This window comes from Streptococcus macacae NCTC 11558 (genome assembly GCF_000187995.2).
GTDB lineage: Bacteria > Bacillota > Bacilli > Lactobacillales > Streptococcaceae > Streptococcus > Streptococcus macacae.
This window is the reverse complement of the sequence record NZ_AEUW02000001.1, coordinates 1,390,606-1,410,929: the sequence shown is the minus strand read 5'-3', so window position 1 is coordinate 1,410,929 and position 20,324 is coordinate 1,390,606. Positions and strand designations below refer to the sequence as shown.

The following is a 20,324-nucleotide window of genomic DNA, read 5'->3' as shown; positions in this document are numbered from 1 at the left end:
GAGGTTTGCATTGACACAGTTGTTATTTGTACGAGAGCAAGCAGGCAGCTTTTGCTGTTAAACAGCAATAGTTTGCCCTAAAAATATGATTTAGTAAGGAAGTTGTTTTAAGTGAGAATTTTAATAGTTGGTCTGGGGACTATTGGCAGTATTTATGGCTATTTGTTTCAGAAGGCCGGTCATGAAGTTGAGCATTATCTCAGAAAAGACAGTCCTAAAACAGCCATCAAGGAACTCCAGGTGGATTTGCTGGATGGCCGGACAAAAAAGGATGGCATCCAAAGCAGAGATTCTTATCAAGTGAAATACTGTTCAGGTAAAAGCTATGACTTTATCTTTGTCAGTGTCCCATCAGGCAGGATTGCTTCTGTTATTGATAGTCTGAGAAGAGATGGTATTTCTGGCACCTTGCTTTTTGCCTGTGGAATCTGGGAGGATCGTCTCTCTATTGAACGTTTGGTGAAGGAGCAGCCTTATATTTTAGCTTATCCAGTAGCTGGGGGCAATATCATGGATAATAGGCTGTCTTGCTGCCTTTTTGACCATTTCATGCTGGAAAGAAGGGAAAAAGCGGCTATTCCTAACTATCAAGAATTAGAAGAGTTATTTGCGGACTGTCAGATTAAACTAGAGCAGCCCTACGATATGCTGGAGTGGATCTGGCTGCATATGGGGATCAATGCAGCTGTCATTTCAGTAATGGGGAAGTTTGGAGATGCTGGAGATACAAGTGCAGCTGCAGAAATGCTCATGAATTCTGTGCCTTATTTAAAGGAAGCTGTCAAAACTGTTCGTGAAACTTCCCAAATCGTGGCTAGCCGGGGCGTTAATCTGAAGAATTACAAGAATGAGCTTTTGCCCTATCAATTACCAGCGATGATTTCTGCCCCTCTTATGAAACGCATGTTTGCCAAAAAAGTGCTAACCCGTAAAATCATGACACTGCATGGCAATATTCAAGATCTATTGTTTGTTTGCCGCTGTCTTTATGATAGTGGCAAAGAAAAGGACGTCCATGCTCCTGTTTTTTATGGGAATTATGAAAGTGCCATGGCAAAATTTGCTCTCTTTTCAAAATAGGCCTCAGGTCAAACCATAATACCTCTTTGATTTTTTCAGCTATTTGAAAGACATAAGGGGATGAGAGTAAAGAGTGGGACAGAAAATCAATAATTCGAAGACTTGTAAATGACTGATTTTTGTCTTACTCCTTTTTTATCGTTTGTTTTTCTATTTTGAACCTTATTGTCAGTATGTCAGTAAAGATTTATGTTACAATAGGTCTATGGGAAACAAGAAAAAATTATTATTGATTGACGGCTCATCCGTTGCTTATCGTGCTTTTTTTGCTCTTTATAATCAAATTGAGCGCTTTAAAAATCCAGCTGGACTGCATACCAATGCTATCTATGGCTTTCATCTGATGCTGGATCATATGATGAAAAGGGTAGAACCAACACATGTTCTAGTGGCTTTTGATGCTGGTAAAACGACTTTTAGAACAGAGATGTTTGCAGACTATAAGGCGGGCCGTGCTAAAACACCAGAAGAATTTCGTGAGCAGCTGCCCTATATTAGAGAAATGCTGACAGCCTTAGGCGTTTCTTATTATGATCTGGAAAATTATGAAGCAGATGATATCATTGGAACTCTTGATAAGTTAGCTGAAAATGAAGAGGAATACGATGTTACCATTGTTAGTGGGGATAAAGATCTTATCCAACTGACTGACAGTAATACAACAGTTGAGATTTCCAAAAAGGGAGTTGCTGAGTTTGAAGAATTTACACCAGCCTATCTCATGGAAAAAATGGGGCTGACGCCTAAGCAGTTTATTGACCTCAAGGCTCTCATGGGAGATAAGTCTGACAATATTCCAGGTGTAACGAAAATTGGTGAGAAGACAGGGCTAAAACTGCTGCATGAATACGGCAGTCTAGAGGCTATTTATGAGCATATTGATTCTTTTAAAACATCCAAGATGAAAGAGAATCTGATAAATGATAAAGAGCAGGCTTTCCTTTCGAAGACTTTGGCAACGATCAATACTCAGGCTCCTCTTACCATTGGTTTAGAAGACATTGCTTATGCGGGAGTGCAGAAGGAGCAACTCATCTCTTTTTATGATGAGATGGATTTCAAGCAATTTAGGGGACAGCTGAGTCAGTCGGTTTCACCTCAGACTTTTGAAGTAACCTACACAGAAGTGAAGGACTTAAAAGCTGATATGTTTAGAGAAGATCAGTTCTTCTACTTTGAGATTTTGAATGACAACTATCATACTGAAGAAATCATTGGTTTTGCTTGGGGGGATGATCACGGTATTTACGCCAGCACAGATACACAATTGCTGAGCGACCCTCTGTTTAAATCAGTACTTGAAAAACCGATCAAAACTTATGATTTTAAACGCAGCAAAGTTTTGCTCAGCCATCTAGATATAGATTTACCGACGGCTAGTTTTGACAGCCGCTTAGCTAAGTATCTCCTTTCAACGGTTGAAAATAACACTATTTCAACCATTGCCAGACTTTACACAGATTTACCTTTGGAGACAGATGATGAAGTCTATGGCAAAGGTGCCAAACGCGCTGTTCCGCCAAAAGATATTTTGCTTAGCCATTTGGCTAAAAAGGTCAGCGTTTTGCTTGCCAGTGAGCAGCCTATGCGTCAAAAGCTGTCTGCTAATGATCAGCTGAAATTGCTTTTTGATATGGAACTTCCTTTAGCTCATGTTCTGGCTAAGATGGAAATTGCAGGAATTTCAGTTCGAAAAGAAACACTGCAGGACATGGAGCAAGCCAATGAAATTGAACTGCAGGCTCTAACGCAGGAAATCTATGATTTAGCTGGCGAGGAGTTCAATATCAATTCCCCAAAACAGTTGGGAGTGATCCTTTTTGAAAAATTGGGTCTGCCTTTGTCAGCCACTAAAAAGACCAAAACAGGCTATTCAACAGCTGTTGATGTCTTGGAACGTTTAGCTCACCGCTCACCAATCGTTGCTAAGATTTTGGAATACCGTCAGATCGCTAAACTACAGTCAACTTATATCATTGGTCTGCAAGAGGCCATTTCCTTTGATGATAAAATTCATACCCGCTACCTGCAGGATCTAACTCAGACTGGCCGCTTATCAAGTATTGATCCCAATCTTCAGAATATTCCTGTCCGTTTGGAGCAGGGACGTCTGATCCGTAAGGCTTTTGTACCTGAATGGAAAGACAGTGTGCTGCTCAGTTCGGATTATTCACAGATTGAATTGCGGGTTCTAGCCCATATTTCAGGAGATGAGCACTTGATCGCTGCTTTTAAAGAAGGGGCAGATATTCATACTTCAACAGCCATGCGTGTCTTTGGTATTGAAAGACCAGAAGATGTTACTCCTAATGACCGCCGTAATGCTAAGGCTGTTAATTTTGGTGTTGTTTACGGTATTTCTGATTTTGGACTGGCTAATAATTTAGGTATTAGCCGCAAGGCTGCTAAAAATTATATTGACACTTATTTTGAGCGTTATCCAGGAATTAAAAATTATATGGATAGAGTGGTTCGCGAAGCGCGTGATAAGGGCTATGTAGAGACTTTATTTCATAGGCGCCGTGAATTGCCAGATATCAATTCACGTAATTTCAATATTCGCTCTTTTGCAGAGCGAACAGCTATTAATTCGCCTATTCAAGGCAGCGCAGCTGATATTCTCAAAGTGGCCATGATCAATTTAGATAAGGCCTTGAGTGCGGGAAATTATCAATCGCGAATGCTCTTACAAGTACACGATGAAATTGTCCTTGAGGTACCAAATGCTGAACTTGCATCTGTTCAAAAATTAGTTAAGGAAATCATGGAAACAGCTATTGAGCTTTCAGTGCCGCTTGTAGCAGATGAAAATGCAGGCAAGACCTGGTACGAAGCAAAATAACAAGGGCTGCCTGCTGCCATGATATCACTATTTTATCCTACTTGCTGCTTTAAGAATCCGCTAGTTAAAATTTAAGGAGACCGCTTTATGGCTTATCGTTTTCAAAATCCCAGTCAAGATACAATTTTTGCCTATTTAAAAGAAGCTAAAACCATTGCTGTGGTTGGCTTATCTAAAAGAGAAGAAACCGCAGCCTATGAAGTTGCACAAAGGATGCAACAGGCTGGCTATAAGATCATACCTGTTAATCCCAGATTGGCCGGAGAGCAAATCTTAGGGGAAACAGTTTATGCCCGCCTGCAGGATATTGCTGAACATGTTGATATTGTAGATGTTTTTCGGCGCAGTGAATTTTTAGCAGATGCTGCCAAGGACTTCATTGAAACAGATGCTGATGTCTTTTGGGCGCAATTGGGACTGGAAAGTCAAGAAGCAGAAAAAATCTTACGCTCTGCCGGCCGCCATAAAATTGTGATGAACAAGTGTCTTAAGATTGAGTATTTCAAATTGAAGTAAAGCAGCACCATTTACCATAAGGTTCATGAAGAGCTGTCATCAGCATTGCTTTTTAAAAGGCCTTATCTATTTGTTTTAAGGAAGTAAAATGTCTTATTCTAGGCCTAGTAATCAGCTTATCTTTTGTAAGAGTAAGGGAATGATATCAAAAAAACACCTCATCTTTGATAAAAGATGAGGTGTTTGTCTATTTATTGGTTTAATAAGTTCCAAAACCATTAGCTGCAGATGAAGCCCAGCTGTTTACAACAACGTTAGCCAATGCTTGAGCAGGAGATTTTGTTACTTTATAACCCCAATGTCCTTGAGCATCGCGGTAAGCATAGCCGTTAGCGCCATCATAAAGACCGCCCCCAGTGACATGAGAAAGTGTTTCAGCATCCATAGCCTTAAATTGTTTCAATGTTTTTGTATTCATGAGAATACCCCCTTTTTTTATTGTTAGTATTGCTACTAACATGGTCATTATAACCGTTTTTAGAAGCTTTGTGAACCTGAAACCGTTTCAAAAATTAGAACTTAATAACTGTGTTAATGGCATGCAATAGACTTTATAAGATGTTAATTTTAGACTTTTAATTGATATCCGATTAAATGTCAAATATGGGCTGCTGTATGTTTTTTAAAAAGAGGTTTAAGAAATACTTAATGACATCTGCTGGCTTTTTTGATAAAATTTATAAGGTTGACTGCCCAAGACTTGTTCTTGGAAACAAGGAGTAAAAATGACTTATTCACCGATTCAATATCGCTTAATCAAAAGGGAAAAGCATACTGGAGCACGCTTAGGAGAAATTATAACACCGCATGGGACTTTTCCTACACCTATGTTTATGCCCGTTGGAACACAGGCTACTGTCAAAACACAGTCCCCCGAAGAATTAAAAGAAATGGGATCTGGCATCATTTTGGCTAACACCTACCATCTCTGGCTGCGGCCAGGAGATGATTTAGTCGCAAAAGCTGGGGGACTGCACACATTTATGAATTGGGACCAAGCTATTTTGACAGATTCAGGCGGTTTTCAAGTCTATTCATTAGCTGAAAAACGCAATATTACTGAAGAAGGCGTTACTTTTAAAAATCACCTTAACGGTGCTAAAATGTTTCTAACACCAGAAAAGGCGATTTCTATTCAAAATAATCTGGGCTCAGACATCATGATGTCCTTTGATGAGTGTCCGCAGTTTTATCAGCCTTATGACTATGTCAAAGCTTCGATTGAGCGAACCAGCCGCTGGGCAGAGCGAGGTCTAAATGCTCACCGCCGGCCTCAGGATCAGGGGCTTTTTGGCATTGTTCAAGGGGCAGGTTTTAAAGATTTGCGCCGTCAGTCGGCAGCTGATTTAGTCTCCATGGACTTTCCTGGCTATTCCATCGGCGGTCTTGCTGTTGGAGAATCACATGCAGAAATGAACGCAGTTCTTGATTTTACAGCCCCTTTACTTCCTGCAAACAAGCCGCGCTACCTTATGGGTGTTGGTGCGCCAGACAGTCTTATTGATGGTGTCATTCGCGGAATTGATATGTTTGACTGTGTCTTGCCGACTCGGATTGCTAGAAACGGGACTTGTATGACTTCGCAAGGACGTTTGGTGGTTAAAAATGCTCAGTATGCCGAGGACTTCACACCGCTTGATCATGATTGCGATTGTTATACCTGTCAACATTATACACGCGCTTATATTCGCCATCTGATTAAAGCAGATGAGACTTTTGGACTTCGCTTAACAAGCTATCACAATCTCTATTTTCTATTAAATCTCATGAGCAACATTCGCCAGGCTATTATGGATGATAATCTTTTAGAATTTCGAGAAGATTTTATAGAAAAGTATGGTTATAACCATTCTCAAAGAAATTTTTAATACTTTTTTAGAGCCCAGATAATAAACGATCCTAGGCTCTTTTCTTATAATTTACTAATTTGGCAAAGTAAGAAGTTTATTTTCTTAAGCCAATATGAGAAAGTACAGCAGCTTGATCTTCTCTTAAAAATCCTCTTTTTATCAAGGTTTTTTCAGTCACTTACAAAAGTGTAAGTGAGTATGCTTGTTTATTTAGTTACAATAAAGGTAGAAAATAAATAACCTATAAAGAACTTTTTGTTAAAGGAGATAAGAAAATTGAAAAACTATAATGCCAACCAATTAAAGTATCTGGCTCTTGCTTTCATGACTTTAGATTCTATCTTTTTTGCTTTTCCAAACAGTCTGCCTTCTTGGATACATTTACTGACTCGTTTTGTAGCCCCCTTGTTTGCCTTTTTTACAGTTGAGGGATTTTTTCATACAAGAAATCGCCATAACCATTTGCGCCGTCTATGGCTAGCTGCTATTCTAATGCAATGTGGTGATTTTATCTCTTTTTTTATTTTTGGTTTAAAACATCAGATTACAGATAATATCTTTTTAACCTTGGCACTAGGCTATACTGTCATTTATCTCTTACAAAAGGGAAAAGAGGGCAGCAAAAAGTTTTATTATATGGGGACACTGGTTTTTCTTTTAGGTTTAGTGCTCTCTATACTGCCCCTATCGCTTGGCGCTTATCAGTTTGCCTTGGAAGGCGGTCTGCCTATTCTTTTTACTATACTGATCTTTTGGGCTTTTTATGATAAGCGTCGAAAACAAGTATTGGCTTTTTTAGCTTGGAATGGCCTTTATCTGCTATTGGCTCTGCCGCCTTTGCCGGGAGGCTATCCCGCACTTGGACTTTGGTTTGAGGAATTTTGTTACAACAGTGATAGTCTGACCTTTCTCTTTTTGCCTTTATTATTATTATATAATGGTGAAAAGGGCAGCTCTAAGCCTATGCACAAATGGTTCTTTTACATTTATTATCCCTTGCATTTGTGGGTGCTGTATATTCTAGCTTTTTTTCTGATTAGATAGATAAGGAGGACTGATGATGGGGATTTTAGTTTTGGTCTTATTTGCTTTACTGGTATTTTCCATTTATCATGAAGCACGCAGCTTACTCAATCCGTTTTTACTTCTAGCTTTTTTAATGACAGCGTATTTGGCGGCAGGTGACTTCTTTTATCGCCATAGTTTACATACAGCATATGGTATTTTTTTACTGATTTTAACAGCCCTGCCTCTGCTGATTTTTTGGGCTGCTTTATTCTTAATTTATAATGGCCTTGTCCTTTTGCATAAAGAAGGCTTTTCAAAGCTGAATCTTGCCTCTCTTCTTTTGGGGATTCTAATCAATATCTTCTTTTTCTTGATTTATATAAGATTTAGCAAACCATTTCACTTTGCTCAGCCGACATTTTTTGATTTTTTATATGCTGTAGGAATGTTTAGTTTCTTGATTTTTGGTATTTCCTTTGTTGCTTTCATGCTCTATTCGATTCTGTATCTTATGATTCCTAAAAACAAACATTATGATTATATTATTATTCATGGTGCAGGGCTTTTAGATGGCAATCAAGTGACACCTTTATTAAAGCGCAGGATTGATAAAGCTTTGGAGGCTTTTAGAAAATCTAAAAATCCACAAGTTAAACTGATTGCTAGCGGTGGTTTAGGTCCTAAGGAAACGATTTCTGAAGCACAAGCTATAGCCAATTATATAAAAGAACAGGCAAGCGATATTCCAAAGGACAGACTTCTCTTAGAAGAACAATCTCATTCCACCTATGAAAATCTTCTTTTTTCCAAACAGTTAGCCCAAAAAGAAATGAAAGCGCCGCGCTTTCTTTTTGTAACCAATGCTTATCATGTTTTTCGAACCAGTGTCTACGCACGCCGTTTGCATATGGCTGGTGATGGCTTAGGCTGTTCAACAGCTCCTTATTATATTCCTAGTGCTTTTATCCGCGAATTCATTGCTATTGTTGTTTATCTCAAATGGTTGTTTATCATTCTCTATGCTTGGCTTATTGTCTCTTTGTTTCATATTTTTTTTAAATAACATAGAAGATTTATGATATTCAAAAGCCAGTTCATTTTGTTATAATAAAAACAATTAGAAACAAAGAAGGTGTTTTTATGAAATTAACCACACTTGGCTGCTGGGGAGCCTATCCCTACAAAGACGGCGGAACAACCTCTTATCTCTTGACAGGTGAAGACGGTTTTCAGCTCTTGATAGATGCGGGCAGCCGCGCTGTAACAGAGCTAGAAAAAGAGATCAGTCCGTTGGATTTGGACGCGGTCATTATTTCCCATTATCATCCAGATCATGTAGCTGATTTGGGCGTTTTGCGCCATTATTTTCAGCTCTACCCCAAGCACCTTTGGGAACCTAAAGTTTTACCCATTTATGGGCACGATGAGGATGCTTATGAATTTGCTAAGCTAACCCTTGAGGGTGTGTCTAAAGGATCAGCCTATGATGTTGATGGCCTTGAGCAGATCGGTCCTTTTGACATCACTTTTATCAAGACAGTGCATCCTGTGCCTTGTTATGCCTTTCGTATTGTGGAGCGTAAAACAGGGCAGGTCTTTGTCTTCACGGGGGACACAGGCTATTTTGAAGGTTTGGCTGAATTTGTCACAGGCGCTGATCTCTTTTTAGCGGATGTTTATCTTTATGAGGGTAACGAAAATCACCCAGCTCACTTAACGACCAAAGAAGCTGGGCAAATTGCCAGTGCGGCTGGTGTGAAACGCTTAGTGTTGACCCACATGCCGCCGCTGCCGCCAAAAGATATCACCCCAGATAATCATCTAGAAATACTCAGAAGCCAGACAGAGTCCTACTCTAATGGCATTTCTGTGGAATTGGCAAAGCCGCATAAATCATGGGAAATCGGTGACTGCTGATGGCAGACTTCACTCAGGAAGAAAAAGAATTTTTCATGGCAGAAGCTTTGAGGGAAGCTCAGTTATCACTTCAAAAGGAAGAGATACCCATCGGTTGTATCATTGTTAAGGACGGACGTATTATTGGCCGAGGCCACAATGCGCGTGAGGAACTTAATCAAGCTATCATGCATGCTGAAATCATGGCTATCAATGAAGCCAATCAGACAAAAGCTAGCTGGCGCCTGCTGGACTGTACACTTTTTGTGACCATTGAGCCCTGTGTCATGTGCAGCGGTGCTATTAGCTTGGCACGTATTTCGCAGGTCATTTACGGTGCTGCCAATCAAAAATTTGGCGCAGCAGGCAGCCTCTACAATATTTTAACCGATGAGCGCCTCAACCATCGTGTGGAAGTGGAGTCTGGGATTCTTGAGAAGGAATGCGCCAAAATGATGCAGGATTTTTTTAGGCAAAGGAGAAAAAATAACTAGACGGAAACAATGGTTTATTTCAGCTTTTTTACTCGGCCTTACCTTGATTTTATTAGTTTTTTAGTACTGAATATTGGACTTTCAAGCATGGGCTTTTGAACACCACCAAAATCAGCTAAGCTGGTACATTCGTCCTATTTCTGATTCTTCCTATCTTGTTTTTTGCTTATCATAGGCAAATTATAGGGGTATCAATCAGCATATTAGCTCTTTTTACCAGTATGATTTGGTTTCCTGTACCACAATCGACTCCTCCTTTAGTTAGGGAATTTCTAATTTATGAGCAGAAATTTCTGCAAGCTGGTCTGACAGGTAAAAATAGACTCTTTGCTTGTTTGGTTATTAGTTTTTTAATCGTCATCGTTTGAGCAACTTGGCTGCACAGTTGGAAATTAGTCGGTTTGATTTTGATTATAACCGCTTTTTCAAAAATCATATGGTCTTATATGGATAGCGGGCAGGCAGGATTGACTATTGTTGTTCCAGCCTTGCTTGGTTTAATGGAATTCTTGAAAAATGAGATGAAATTGCTATAATGAGACTGTGGAAATATCAAAAAATATGGAAGGAGCAAAGATAGTTTTAAACTCATAAAGCGGTTCTATTTATTCTGTGAGTCTAGAAGTGTTGTATCATTAAGAGCATATAATCAAAGTTGAAGTGAAATCATATTTAGATAGGAAGGATGAGAAAAGAAGTGAAGATAAAATTGCTTGCTATTGCTGTGATGAGTGCCTCTTTTATATTGCTCTCTCTTTACTTTTACAATTTTGTCAATAAAAATACCTATCTAGGTATAAAGGTATCGGAAACAGGAGCTCATATAGAAAGGATTTATGTTGGGGGGACGCAGAAGATGAAGAAGTTTACCAATATAAAGACTTTTCAGAATTCCAGCTGAAGTTAGATTTTAAGAAACAGGAACAATTAAATAGGCTATGATTAACAGAATATAAAAATGGAGAAAACTACTATATATGCTAAAAATTAAAAATCTAAAAGTAAACTATGGAGATTTCACTGCTCTTAACATTGATAAAGAAATTGAAATTGATGAAGGGGAGATTGTAGGTGTTATTGGAGGAAATGGAGCTGGGAAATCCACTCTTATCAAAGCACTGACCAATCAAGTAAAGTATGAAGGGTTACTCGAAAAGCCAAAATCTGTAGCAGTTCATTTGCAAGAAAATGCCTACCCAACCACAGTGAATTGTCAAACTATCTTAGAGGGTCTGCTAAAAACCTCTTACCCTAAAAATACAAAACTTATTGAATTGGTTCGTTTCTTTGACTTTGAAAAGAATTTGAAAAAGAAATTTTCTCAATTATCAGGTGGTCAAAAGCAACGTCTAACTATCATTATGGTTCTCTATCAAGATGCAGAGTTGACTTGTTTTGATGAGATGAGCACAGGTTTGGACTTTGAGACGAGATCGCAACTGATGAGGAAAATTCGAGAATGGTATGCTGATAAAAAAGCTACTCTGCTCTTAATTACACACTATTTTGACGAGCTAGAACAACTAGCCAAGAAGCTTTTGATTATCGAAAAAGGAAGGTTGATTGATTTTGGAAATCTAAATGACTTATTCCAAAAATATGTCGGTTATTCAGCAATCGTTGTTGATTCTGAAGAAGCATCAAATTTCGAGCGTTATAAAGTAATCAAAGGAGAAGAGGGTAAGGTAGCTATTGCTTGTAAAGATGAGGACGAGCAGCAGGCTATCGTAGAGGATTTGGTTAAACAAGGTTATAAGTTTATGATCACAAATACAAACATAGAGCTGATTTATCTGAATGCACTAGCTGATTCCGACATTGCAAAGAAAGAGGTAGAAGCATGATTCATTACATTAAATTTGAACTGAAAAATACGTTAGGTTATAGCATTGCCATGATAGTTGGCGGCTTACTTCCGTTGATTTTAGCGATTGGTGGTTATCATAGTACCTCTAATACAGCTGCTAATCAGAGCTTATCTATCAGCCTTTTCTCCACTCTGTTACCAATGATTCCATTAGGCCTTGTTATCCTTCCCTTTACCATTGCCTTTGGACGAGATACGGAATCTGGAGTTGTGACACGGTTGAATCTCTTTGGTTATTCGACAGTCAAGCAATTGATTGCTAAGTTCGTTTCGATTGTTATATTGGTCACAGGAGTTACGGTGATTTATATAGTTGTCTTGCTTAATACAATGTCACTTCCTAAGCCAAGTACTCTGACAGTTATTAACATATTTGCTGGAGTTTTACTATTAACTGCCGCCTTGTACCTAGTTGCTTTCACGATTGCCCAAGTTTTCAAAGGGTTTAATATGATCCAGGGGGTGGCAATGATTGTTTACTTTGGAATCGCTCTGCTTACAGGAACAATGGGTGGCTTTAAACTTACAGGCTGGATCGAAAAAGTTGCTGAACTCATCCCTTTTAAGATATTCAGAGATAATCTCAATGCACACTGGGCAAGTACTAGCTTTAATCAAGGAAAAGAGCTAGCTCATCTTTTGATTTTCTTAGCTTTTACAGCTTTTCTATTTGCTGTTGCAAACTATTTCCGAATCCGTAGCCGTCATTAATAAGAAGAATAGATAGCTAAAAGCTAACTAATTTTGTTATGCTGTCTGTCAACTAGTTATTTACAATTGAATGCTAAAATGGACTGCGTGCGTACCATAAAGGAGAATAAAATGAATAATCGTCGTACCCACCTATTATTTCTAGTAGTATATGTCATTATTGCTGTTGTCACTTGGTTTATCAATTGGCAAGTCGCTACAGTGATATTTGGGTTACTTGCCTTAAATTCCTTGCGCTTATATATATCTGATAAAAAGAATGAATAGTCAAAAGAAAAGTTCCACCCTCTCAAAAATAGGAGGGCTTATCTAGAACTATGTACTGTACTTCAATAAGCCAGATGTGATCTCAAAATAGTAAAGCAGTGTAGCAAAATACAAATTCAGAGGTGCAAATGGGATAAAAAGAATAACATTAAAAGCTATATACTTGAACAAGTTAAGAACGCAACCCTAGATCCTAAAATCGCTGCCAATCTGCTAAAAGAAATAACCTCAAGTGATTTTTCAGAGAACACTGATATCGCTGTGGTCGGATTAGAAGCAAAATTCTCAAATGCCAATGATAAAACGGCATTTTGGAAACTGTTAATCAATCATCAGCAGACAATTCGGGTAATTCCAGATGGTCGCTATCAAGATGTCAATAAGGTTTTTCCAGAGACTAAGAAAAAAGACTACTTTGAAGCGGGGTACTTGGAAGAGATAGACAAGTTTGATAATACCTTTTTCCGACTTTCACCACAAGAGGCTAAGCTGATGGATCCTAAGCAAAGACTGTTCCTAGAAACAGCTTACAAAGCTATGGAAGATGCAGGATGTACGGGTGAACGCATACGTAGTAGTAAGACAGGTGTTTTTGTCGGAGTAGACCATAGTGGCGATAGCAAATATTCCTATATGTCAGCGATCAAAGAACCGGATTTCTTGGCTACAGTAGGAAATTCAGCAAGTGTTCTGGCTAGTAGAATTGCTTATATTATGGATCTGAAAGGACCAAGTATGGTATTGACACTGCCTGTTCATCAAGTTTAGTCTCTATTTATACCGCTTGTACAGCTCTCCATAATCATGATTGTGATTTAGCGATTGCAGGAGGTATTAATATTTTTGAAATGCCACTGAACGATCAGATGTTGATGGATATAGAAAATAAGGATACTAAATTTCGAGTATTTGATAAATATTCTACAGGAACAGCATGGGGGGAGGGTGCTGGAGCAGTTGTATTAAAACCCTTAGATAAAGCCTTGCAAGACCATGACCAAATCTATGCGGTAATCAAAGGGGGTGCCATTAATAATGATGGAGCCTCAAATGGAATTACCGCTCCAGACCAACAGGCGCAGACTAATCTCATATTAAAACTTGGGAAAGGGCAAATATTAATCCTAGTGATGTTAGTTATATTGAGACACATGGCACAGGTACAATGTTAGGAGATCCGATTGAGATAAAAGGAATTACGAAAGCGTTTAGAAAATATAGCAAAAAGAATCAATTTTGCGGTGTCGGAACAATCAAGCCAAATATTGGGCACTGTGTAGGAGCATCCGCCATTGACAGCCAGTTTTGGTGATGTACAAAGTCGCATTAACGAGTTCTCGTTTAGACCATTTATAGGTGCGGTGTTTTGAGAAATAAGGTTCAAGCTTAGCCCATTCTTGATCGGTCAAATCGGTAGCATACGGTTTTCTCATCATATCTTTAGTTTAACATTTTTTGTGAATACAGGTTCTTATTTACGGCGATCAGATGTTGTAAGTTGTAATTTATCAGTCATACTAGTTCTCCTTCCTTCTTAGTAGTCTTCTAAAATATTACCGATAGTATAGCCTGAACCAGACCGTCGTTGCCCCCATTGCCAAAACCTCCTATTTTAGAAAGATTAAGGTAAATCAATGCAAGAGTCAAATACTGGGAAGATAGTGAAGACTTTGGGAAAGCCTATGAGTCTTCTTTACGTTGTGTTCATAAATTAGAAAATGGTATCCTCTCCCATGATACCGCTGCAAGGCGTGTTTGTGACCTTAGATGCTCAAGTTCTGGTGAGCGTCACTCTGATTAAAAAGGGGAAATATCCCCATAGTATGGATTTTGCCCATTATTTGGATTACTTACTGTAAGTTAAAAATGACCAGCAGAGGGAGGAGATAAGGTGGAACATTATCTTTCATGCGTACGTCGTGTTTTTTAAGCAACCATTTTAAGTTGGCAGTTTTTTCAATTTATGCTATAATAAATAGTGGAGCAACAGCTTTGCGTGAAGCGGGTCAGGGGAGGAATTCAGCAGCCCTAAGCGATGTAAGCTGTGTGCTCTATTTTTGTGTTATAGAGGCAAATAATAAGTAAAAAGAAATTTATGAAATCGTGATAAACGACTAGTTGAAGGAAGGAAATAGGAGTCATGAGTGTAAAGGAGACCATTGGTCAGAAGATTAGGGAAGAAAGGGAGAAAAAGGGTTTATCACGAGAGCAGCTGTGTGCTGGGGAGGAAGAGCTAACGGTTCGGCAGTTGGTCCGGATTGAGTTGGGGCAGTCTTTGCCTTCTATTGTGAAGTTAGAATACATTGCTGATGTTTTGAAGACTGATTTGTCAACTCTGCTTGCAGGGGAGAATATCACAATCCCGGAGGACTATTTCGCTATGAAATATCAATTATTTAAATTTCCTAGCTATGGTGATTCAGAACGGCTGTCTAAAAAGGTCCAAATGATTGAAGATATTTATGAAAAGTATTTTGAGATTTTGCCAGAAGAAGAATTGTTTACCCTAGAATTAATGGATAACGCTCTAGATTATCTGACCATTGGCAAGACCGCTTCAGCAGAAGTTATCTTTGAAGATTTCTTTAAACAGCTCTTACTAAAAGATACTTATTCCCTGAATGATTTATTATTAGTCAAATATTATGCTATCCAATGTCAGTCTACAAAAACTTATGATGAAGCTACTTTACAAACACTAGAGAATAAGATTCTACAGCAAGAAACTTCAGGCGATGAGTATTATAACATTGAGCTTTTAGGAGTATTGACAGCTGTAGCGGGTGTTTACTTAGATCATGGGTCCTATTCTAGGCTAAAAACGTTAACTGATAGAATGAGTGAGGTCGTGACTAAAACGCAGCAGCACAGCGCTAAGCCGTTAGTGTTAATATATGAAGCTAAATATTATCTTTATGCAGAACATAATAAAGAAAAAGCAAAGGAGTGTTATGATTTAGCTGCTTTGCTAGCACAAAATTTCGGGGATGAAGTCCTAGAAGCAAATCTTCTTGCTGAAAGAAAAAGTGATGGAATATAAAAGAAGACCATGACATAAATGTCATGGTCTTCTTTTATACCTTCTTATATAATAAGAGCATAAAGTTTGAAGCTAAAGGCATGACCTATACTCAAGAAGCTTTAACTTTTGCCTCTCTAGGAGATGGTGGCAAAGAAGGTGACATTTATGTCATGGTCAATCATTTCCATCTCATTTATAATAATACTATCATTTGAAAGGATAAAAGAAAGCATGAAATTTTTAAGACTTTTGTTGTCAGTAGTAGTTACTTGGATGATATTTGGCTCATATTAAAAAGGTGATCTTTATATCAGAGTGAGCTCCTTATAAGCTTAAATAAGCTAAGGTTAATGTTTATTTAATCATTATATAGAAGTAATACTAAGAAAAGGAATAAAAGAATGAGTTACAAGATCATTGATGTCAAACACATCAGTAAGCGTTTTGGGGAAGCTGTTGCCTTGGAAGATATTAGCTTTTCCATTGAGAAAGGCCAGATTTTTGGTTTCCTAGGGCCATCTGGTTCTGGTAAGACGACCACTATCAATATTTTAACCGGTCAGCTGGCAGCTGATAAAGGCCAGTCATTGATTTTAGGAAAAGCTTCGCAGCAGTTAAGCAGCAATACCTTAGAACAAATCGGCTTAGTCAGTGACAGCAGCGGTTCTTATGAAAAAATGACGCTTTATAACAATCTTCTTTTTTACAGTAAGTTTTATCAAGTGGCTCCATCACGTTTAGATGATCTGCTTAAAAGAGTAGGTTTGTATGACAGTCGTAAAAAGGCGGTGGAAAAATTATCCACAGGTATGAAACAACGGATGCTCTTAGCAAGAGCATTGATCAATCAGCCTGAGGTCCTCTTTCTGGATGAACCGACATCTGGTCTTGACCCAGCAACATCTCGGACCATCCATGACTTAATTTTGGAATTAAAAGCAGCAGGGACGACCATTTTTTTGACAACGCATGATATGCATGAAGCTACTCTCTTATGTGATAATTTAGCATTGTTAAACAAAGGTGTCTTGGTAGAACAAGGCAGTCCGGAAAATTTAATCCAAAAGTATAATACTGATAAGAAAGTGACTATCACTTATCAAGATAAGCATCAGCTAACTGTTGCTTTTTCAGAACTAGCCTCAACCCTAGCTGGCAGTACTGAGGAAATGATTGCAATTCATTCCTGTGAACCTACTTTAGAAGATATCTTTATTACTTTAACGGGAGGAAAACTCAATGTTTAAAAGATTAATGGCCTTATTGTGGCTGCGCTGCCAGATTATCTTTTCCAATAAAAGTATTTTACTTCAGGTCCTTTTACCATTTGGCTTAACCTACTTTTATAAGTACCTTATAGACACTCAAGGTATGGGGAAGAATAAAGAAACGTTATTGATGTATTTAATGATTTGCTTGCCTTTCTCTCTAACGATGGCTGTGGGCAATCCTATTACTGTTATTTTATCGGAAGAAAGGGAAAAACATAATCTGAGTACCTTGTTGCTAAGTGGGGTTAAGGGGTATGAGTACATTCTATCTACTTTAATTCTTCCTCTTGTTTTGACTTTTATCGTTATAGGAGTGACTCCGCTTATCTTAGGTGTTTCGATCATTAATACAGTTGATTATATTATTGTTACTTTTTTGACAGCAGTCGCCATTATACTGTTTTACCTTTTGTTAGGTTTACTGGTTAAGACACAGGTCGCTGCGCAAGTCATCAGTGTACCTGCTTTGTTTATCGTGGCATTTTTACCGATGATGGCAAACCTTGATAAAACAGTTGCTAAAATAACAGATTACAGTTTCATGGGGCTTTTTACTAAGTTTTTCAAGAAATGGGAAGATTTTTCTTGGACTAAAGAGCTGCTGCCTAGTTTTACCTTGCTTGTCTGGATCATTAGCTTAGGGTTATTAACTATTTTTATCATTAAAAAGAGAAAAACGATTCAATAGGCTTAGATTTGCTTGGAAAGATATGAATGAGGCCTTAGAATTAAAATTTACTGTAAAGGAGGCGAGATGATGAAAGGCGTTTTGGGTTGGTTTTTTGACCATGTTCAAGTTATTGTTTATTAATCAATAGCTCATTAAGGCTGCCTTACTTAGTGAGGAAAAGTGACAATGAAACATTTTTTCATTGTCGCTCTTCCCTACTAGGAAGGTGAAATGGAGGAAATATGATTGGTTTAAATATTGTATATGAAAAAGATGAATTATTATACTCAATGAATTTGTCTTCAAAAGTAAATGATAACTACAGTTTTGATTACTTTGATTTTGACAATCAAAGTATAGATGATTTTATCGATTACTTAGAGTTTTTAGAATTTGAAAAATATATTTTTGTCGCTTTACATGAAAAGAACCGTTTGCAGCGTCTAGCTGATTATTTGCAGGAAAATTTGGAATGTATGATAAATGTGGTTGATTTCTCTGCTTTAAAAGAATTATTATCAAATCAGGAAATAGAAAATCTGCAAGCAGCATTAGAAGAAGACAGTTTTTATCAAAAAACTATAGCCTTAAACACTAAAGATGTCTTTCAAAATGGTTTCAAAGCATTTCGAACAGGCCTTTATCCTCATTTAACCAAGGGATTGCTCAAACATGTATCTGTGGATAATTTAGACTGTTTTTTAGAAAAGAATCAAGATTTATTGCGCCATTTTGCTATTAACAGCGCCATTTATTCAGATATTTCATCTAGAGAAAATCCTCTGCCTGTCATTATCAAATCACTTTCTGACTTTGATACAGAAACTTTTGTCAAAATTAATGCAGAGTCTTTGCAGCGACATATGGATCATTTTGTGGCGACCGGGGAAATTAAGATTGAGTCCAATATTTTAGATTATGGATACTTGGCAGGTTTAGCTCAATTTCATTCTTTGATTTTTGAAAATGAACAGTTTTATCTTGATTCAGCTCAGCGCTGTCCTATCGGACAGTCAGGAGATGGCTATTATAAACTCTTTAATGAAGCAAGTTTGAAATTATCTGCTCAAGATAAGGTGACTGCCCGAGATGAAGTAAACTATCTATTTCCTATTTTAGTAAGTATTCATCAGGTTTATAGGGATGTCAATTTTATTACGCCCTATAATGCTTATCATCTAAAGAGTATCGAAGAAAAAACACAGTCACTAAACTGGATTGCCTTCCAAAATAATACAGACAGTTTTGTTTTCAATATTCAAACAGGACGCCTTTTTAAAGTGAACCATCTTGTTATTGAAAAATTTGAATATATTATCAAGAATAAAGTATCAGAGCCAGCTGATCAAGAAATGAAACAAGTTAGGGAGATGTTGCAAACCTATGGATAAGGATGCACTAATTTATGAAAAATTTAAAAAACGCGCTCAGCATTTGACAGTTATTGATAACTTATATGAGGATGAGACTTTTTCGGATTACTACAAACAAGTTGTGAATCATGATGATTTGCTGGAAAACGATATTTCTTTATATAAGAATTATTTTAATAAACAAACTCCCGTTTTAGAAATCGGTAGCGGGACAGGACGTATTTTTAACCCTTTGTTTGAAGAAGGTTATGATATCTATGGTTTGGAACCTTCTTCAGAGATGTCCCGCTATATTGCAAGAAGAGGGCAGAATAGAATCTACCAACTGACACTGCAGGATATTGAACTGTTGCCTAAAAATGATATTGAGGTCGTTATTATTCCAGCTACCTCAGTCTCTCTTTTTAGTCCTAGCGATTTGAAAAGTTTTTTAAAGAGTCTTTTGCAAAAGCAGCCTTCTATTAAATCTATTGTTTTTGATTTTCTAAAAGAAGACTTCTTTGAGAGTTCTATGGGAGTTATTCAGACTAATGTCATAGATGGTAAGAAGTATTATCATACGAACTTTTTTGATAAGGATAAAAAAAGAATCATCTATAACCTCGTCAACTCAGAAAAATTAGGGATTTCTATAAAATATTATTATTCTTATCAAATAGTGAGAGCGATTTTTGAAGAGCTAGGTATGGCTATTCATATCGTGACAGATTCTGAAAATTATACCATGGTTGAAGGAGTATTTCATGTCGAATAAAAATTTATTGTTAATAGGTTCAGAAAGCCATGTCTGTAAGGATTTTGCGGAAAGATATGGTAAGCACTATGACCATATTGTAGGTATTGATTTACCTCAGACTTCTGATAAGTTAGACGACTATCTTTCAGTTGACTTTCGTGACAACAGTGCTTTTGAAAAAATAGCCTCATTCTTAAAAGAACTATCTATGCATTTTTCTCAGGTTGTTTTTGCTACAGCTGTTAATTATATGAATGATGCCTTTGGTGTAACGATAAAAGATTGGGAAGCAACCTTTGATGTCAATGTTAAGGCCGCTTTGTTCTCCATGAAAGCTATTTACGATTACTTAGATGATACTGTCTCAATTGTTTTCATTGCTTCACAAAATGGTGTTGTTGCTCACAGTCAAAGGATAGATTATGGTTCTTCTAAGAGTGCTTTGATTCACTTAGCTAGGAATCTGTCTGTCGATTATGCTCTTGTAGAAGATAAAGATATTCGCATAAATACCATATCACCTTCTTATGTTAAAAATGAAGCGAATAAAGATTTGCTGAACTCATATTTTGGTCAGCGATTATTGGCACGAATTCCTTATCGAAGATTTGTTGATTTAGAAGATGTCAGTCATTCTATCTCTTTTTTACTCAGTGATCAAAGTAAATCTATCAGAGGGCAAAATCTTGTTTTAGATTATGGTTACACCATTGTATAGAAA

The 20,324-nt window shown here is 37.5% G+C and carries 20 protein-coding genes, 1 other RNA gene and 2 pseudogenes; 21 read left to right on the top strand and 2 right to left on the bottom strand.

Features of this window, described 5'->3' with window-relative positions:
- Positions 1 to 111: 111 nt before the first annotated feature.
- The 3 genes from STRMA_RS06780 (at position 112) to STRMA_RS06770 (ending at position 4,438) form a co-directional block, all read left to right on the top strand.
- Positions 112 to 1,080 (top strand): ketopantoate reductase family protein, encoded by a 969-nt coding sequence (locus STRMA_RS06780; protein ID WP_003078482.1) that lies wholly within the window; start codon positions 112 to 114, stop codon positions 1,078 to 1,080.
- Between the two features lie 205 nt (positions 1,081 to 1,285).
- Positions 1,286 to 3,922: a DNA polymerase I gene (gene polA / locus STRMA_RS06775; protein WP_003081391.1), complete on the top strand. Its 2,637-nt coding sequence runs from the start codon at positions 1,286 to 1,288 to the stop codon at positions 3,920 to 3,922.
- A gap of 87 nt (positions 3,923 to 4,009) precedes the next feature.
- Positions 4,010 to 4,438 carry a CoA-binding protein gene (locus tag STRMA_RS06770; RefSeq protein ID WP_003078955.1) on the top strand — a complete coding sequence of 143 codons (429 nt, stop codon included), beginning with the start codon at positions 4,010 to 4,012 and terminating at the stop codon, positions 4,436 to 4,438.
- A 199-nt stretch (positions 4,439 to 4,637) separates the two neighbouring features.
- Here STRMA_RS06770 and STRMA_RS06765 read toward each other — a convergent pair whose 3' ends face one another.
- Entirely contained in the window at positions 4,638 to 4,856 is a 219-nt protein-coding gene (locus STRMA_RS06765) for a garvicin Q family class II bacteriocin (RefSeq protein ID WP_003081942.1), read from the bottom strand.
- A 307-nt stretch (positions 4,857 to 5,163) separates the two neighbouring features.
- Between STRMA_RS06765 and tgt the strand changes: the two genes are divergently transcribed.
- The 10 genes and pseudogenes from tgt to STRMA_RS10025 all read left to right on the top strand — a co-directional run.
- Entirely contained in the window at positions 5,164 to 6,306 is a 1,143-nt protein-coding gene (tgt, locus tag STRMA_RS06760; RefSeq protein ID WP_003082139.1) for a tRNA guanosine(34) transglycosylase Tgt, read from the top strand.
- A gap of 249 nt (positions 6,307 to 6,555) precedes the next feature.
- On the top strand, positions 6,556 to 7,332 hold the full coding sequence (locus tag STRMA_RS06755) for a TraX family protein (protein WP_040841850.1): 777 nt from the start codon (positions 6,556 to 6,558) through the stop codon (positions 7,330 to 7,332).
- A 13-nt stretch (positions 7,333 to 7,345) separates the two neighbouring features.
- The gene (locus STRMA_RS06750; RefSeq protein ID WP_003079983.1) at positions 7,346 to 8,359 is read left to right on the top strand and encodes a YdcF family protein; all 1,014 of its coding nucleotides are present in this window, start codon (positions 7,346 to 7,348) and stop codon (positions 8,357 to 8,359) included.
- A gap of 77 nt (positions 8,360 to 8,436) precedes the next feature.
- Positions 8,437 to 9,213 (top strand): MBL fold metallo-hydrolase, encoded by a 777-nt coding sequence (locus STRMA_RS06745; protein ID WP_003082331.1) that lies wholly within the window; start codon positions 8,437 to 8,439, stop codon positions 9,211 to 9,213.
- Entirely contained in the window at positions 9,213 to 9,686 is a 474-nt protein-coding gene (tadA, locus tag STRMA_RS06740; RefSeq protein ID WP_003080065.1) for a tRNA adenosine(34) deaminase TadA, read from the top strand. Before STRMA_RS06745 ends, tadA begins: the two co-directional genes overlap by 1 nt.
- A 16-nt stretch (positions 9,687 to 9,702) precedes the next feature.
- Positions 9,703 to 10,222 (top strand): annotated as a pseudogene (locus STRMA_RS06735) (hypothetical protein).
- Between the two features lie 441 nt (positions 10,223 to 10,663).
- Positions 10,664 to 11,530: an ATP-binding cassette domain-containing protein gene (locus tag STRMA_RS06725; protein ID WP_003079247.1), complete on the top strand. Its 867-nt coding sequence runs from the start codon at positions 10,664 to 10,666 to the stop codon at positions 11,528 to 11,530.
- A complete protein-coding gene (locus STRMA_RS06720; RefSeq protein ID WP_002275935.1) occupies positions 11,527 to 12,264 on the top strand; it encodes an ABC transporter permease in 738 nt (245 codons plus the stop codon). Before STRMA_RS06725 ends, STRMA_RS06720 begins: the two co-directional genes overlap by 4 nt.
- 111 nt (positions 12,265 to 12,375) lie before the next feature.
- The gene (locus tag STRMA_RS09810) at positions 12,376 to 12,531 is read left to right on the top strand and encodes a hypothetical protein (RefSeq protein WP_172459288.1); all 156 of its coding nucleotides are present in this window, start codon (positions 12,376 to 12,378) and stop codon (positions 12,529 to 12,531) included.
- A gap of 114 nt (positions 12,532 to 12,645) precedes the next feature.
- A pseudogene (locus STRMA_RS10025) lies at positions 12,646 to 13,831 on the top strand (beta-ketoacyl [acyl carrier protein] synthase domain-containing protein); the annotation flags it as partial.
- Here the strand turns inward: STRMA_RS10025 and STRMA_RS09540 are convergent.
- A complete protein-coding gene (locus STRMA_RS09540; RefSeq protein ID WP_327078764.1) occupies positions 13,785 to 13,964 on the bottom strand; it encodes a transposase in 180 nt (59 codons plus the stop codon). The pseudogene STRMA_RS10025 and the gene STRMA_RS09540 overlap by 47 nt on opposite strands.
- 300 nt (positions 13,965 to 14,264) lie before the next feature.
- Here STRMA_RS09540 and STRMA_RS10050 point away from each other — a divergent pair, with 300 nt between their 5' ends.
- From STRMA_RS10050 to STRMA_RS06685, 8 genes are all read left to right on the top strand, one after another.
- On the top strand, positions 14,265 to 14,390 hold the full coding sequence (locus STRMA_RS10050; RefSeq protein WP_412093831.1) for a hypothetical protein: 126 nt from the start codon (positions 14,265 to 14,267) through the stop codon (positions 14,388 to 14,390).
- Positions 14,391 to 14,501: 111 nt separating this feature from the next.
- An RNA gene (ffs, locus tag STRMA_RS09535) (signal recognition particle sRNA small type) lies at positions 14,502 to 14,598 on the top strand.
- A gap of 73 nt (positions 14,599 to 14,671) precedes the next feature.
- Positions 14,672 to 15,571 (top strand): helix-turn-helix domain-containing protein, encoded by a 900-nt coding sequence (locus STRMA_RS06710; RefSeq protein WP_003081230.1) that lies wholly within the window; start codon positions 14,672 to 14,674, stop codon positions 15,569 to 15,571.
- 383 nt (positions 15,572 to 15,954) lie between these two features.
- Positions 15,955 to 16,800, top strand: coding sequence for an ABC transporter ATP-binding protein (locus STRMA_RS06705; protein WP_003081858.1), 846 nt, complete (start codon positions 15,955 to 15,957; stop codon positions 16,798 to 16,800).
- Entirely contained in the window at positions 16,793 to 17,512 is a 720-nt protein-coding gene (locus tag STRMA_RS06700; RefSeq protein WP_003079935.1) for an ABC transporter permease, read from the top strand. The genes STRMA_RS06705 and STRMA_RS06700 overlap by 8 nt, the downstream gene beginning before the upstream one ends.
- A gap of 224 nt (positions 17,513 to 17,736) precedes the next feature.
- The gene (locus tag STRMA_RS06695) at positions 17,737 to 18,885 is read left to right on the top strand and encodes a hypothetical protein (RefSeq protein ID WP_003081650.1); all 1,149 of its coding nucleotides are present in this window, start codon (positions 17,737 to 17,739) and stop codon (positions 18,883 to 18,885) included.
- Positions 18,878 to 19,621, top strand: a complete 744-nt coding sequence (locus STRMA_RS06690; protein WP_003079181.1) for a methyltransferase domain-containing protein — start codon at positions 18,878 to 18,880, stop codon at positions 19,619 to 19,621. Before STRMA_RS06695 ends, STRMA_RS06690 begins: the two co-directional genes overlap by 8 nt.
- The gene (locus STRMA_RS06685) at positions 19,611 to 20,321 is read left to right on the top strand and encodes an SDR family NAD(P)-dependent oxidoreductase (RefSeq protein ID WP_003081962.1); all 711 of its coding nucleotides are present in this window, start codon (positions 19,611 to 19,613) and stop codon (positions 20,319 to 20,321) included. The genes STRMA_RS06690 and STRMA_RS06685 overlap by 11 nt, the downstream gene beginning before the upstream one ends.
- The last annotated feature ends 3 nt before the right edge of the window (positions 20,322 to 20,324 follow it).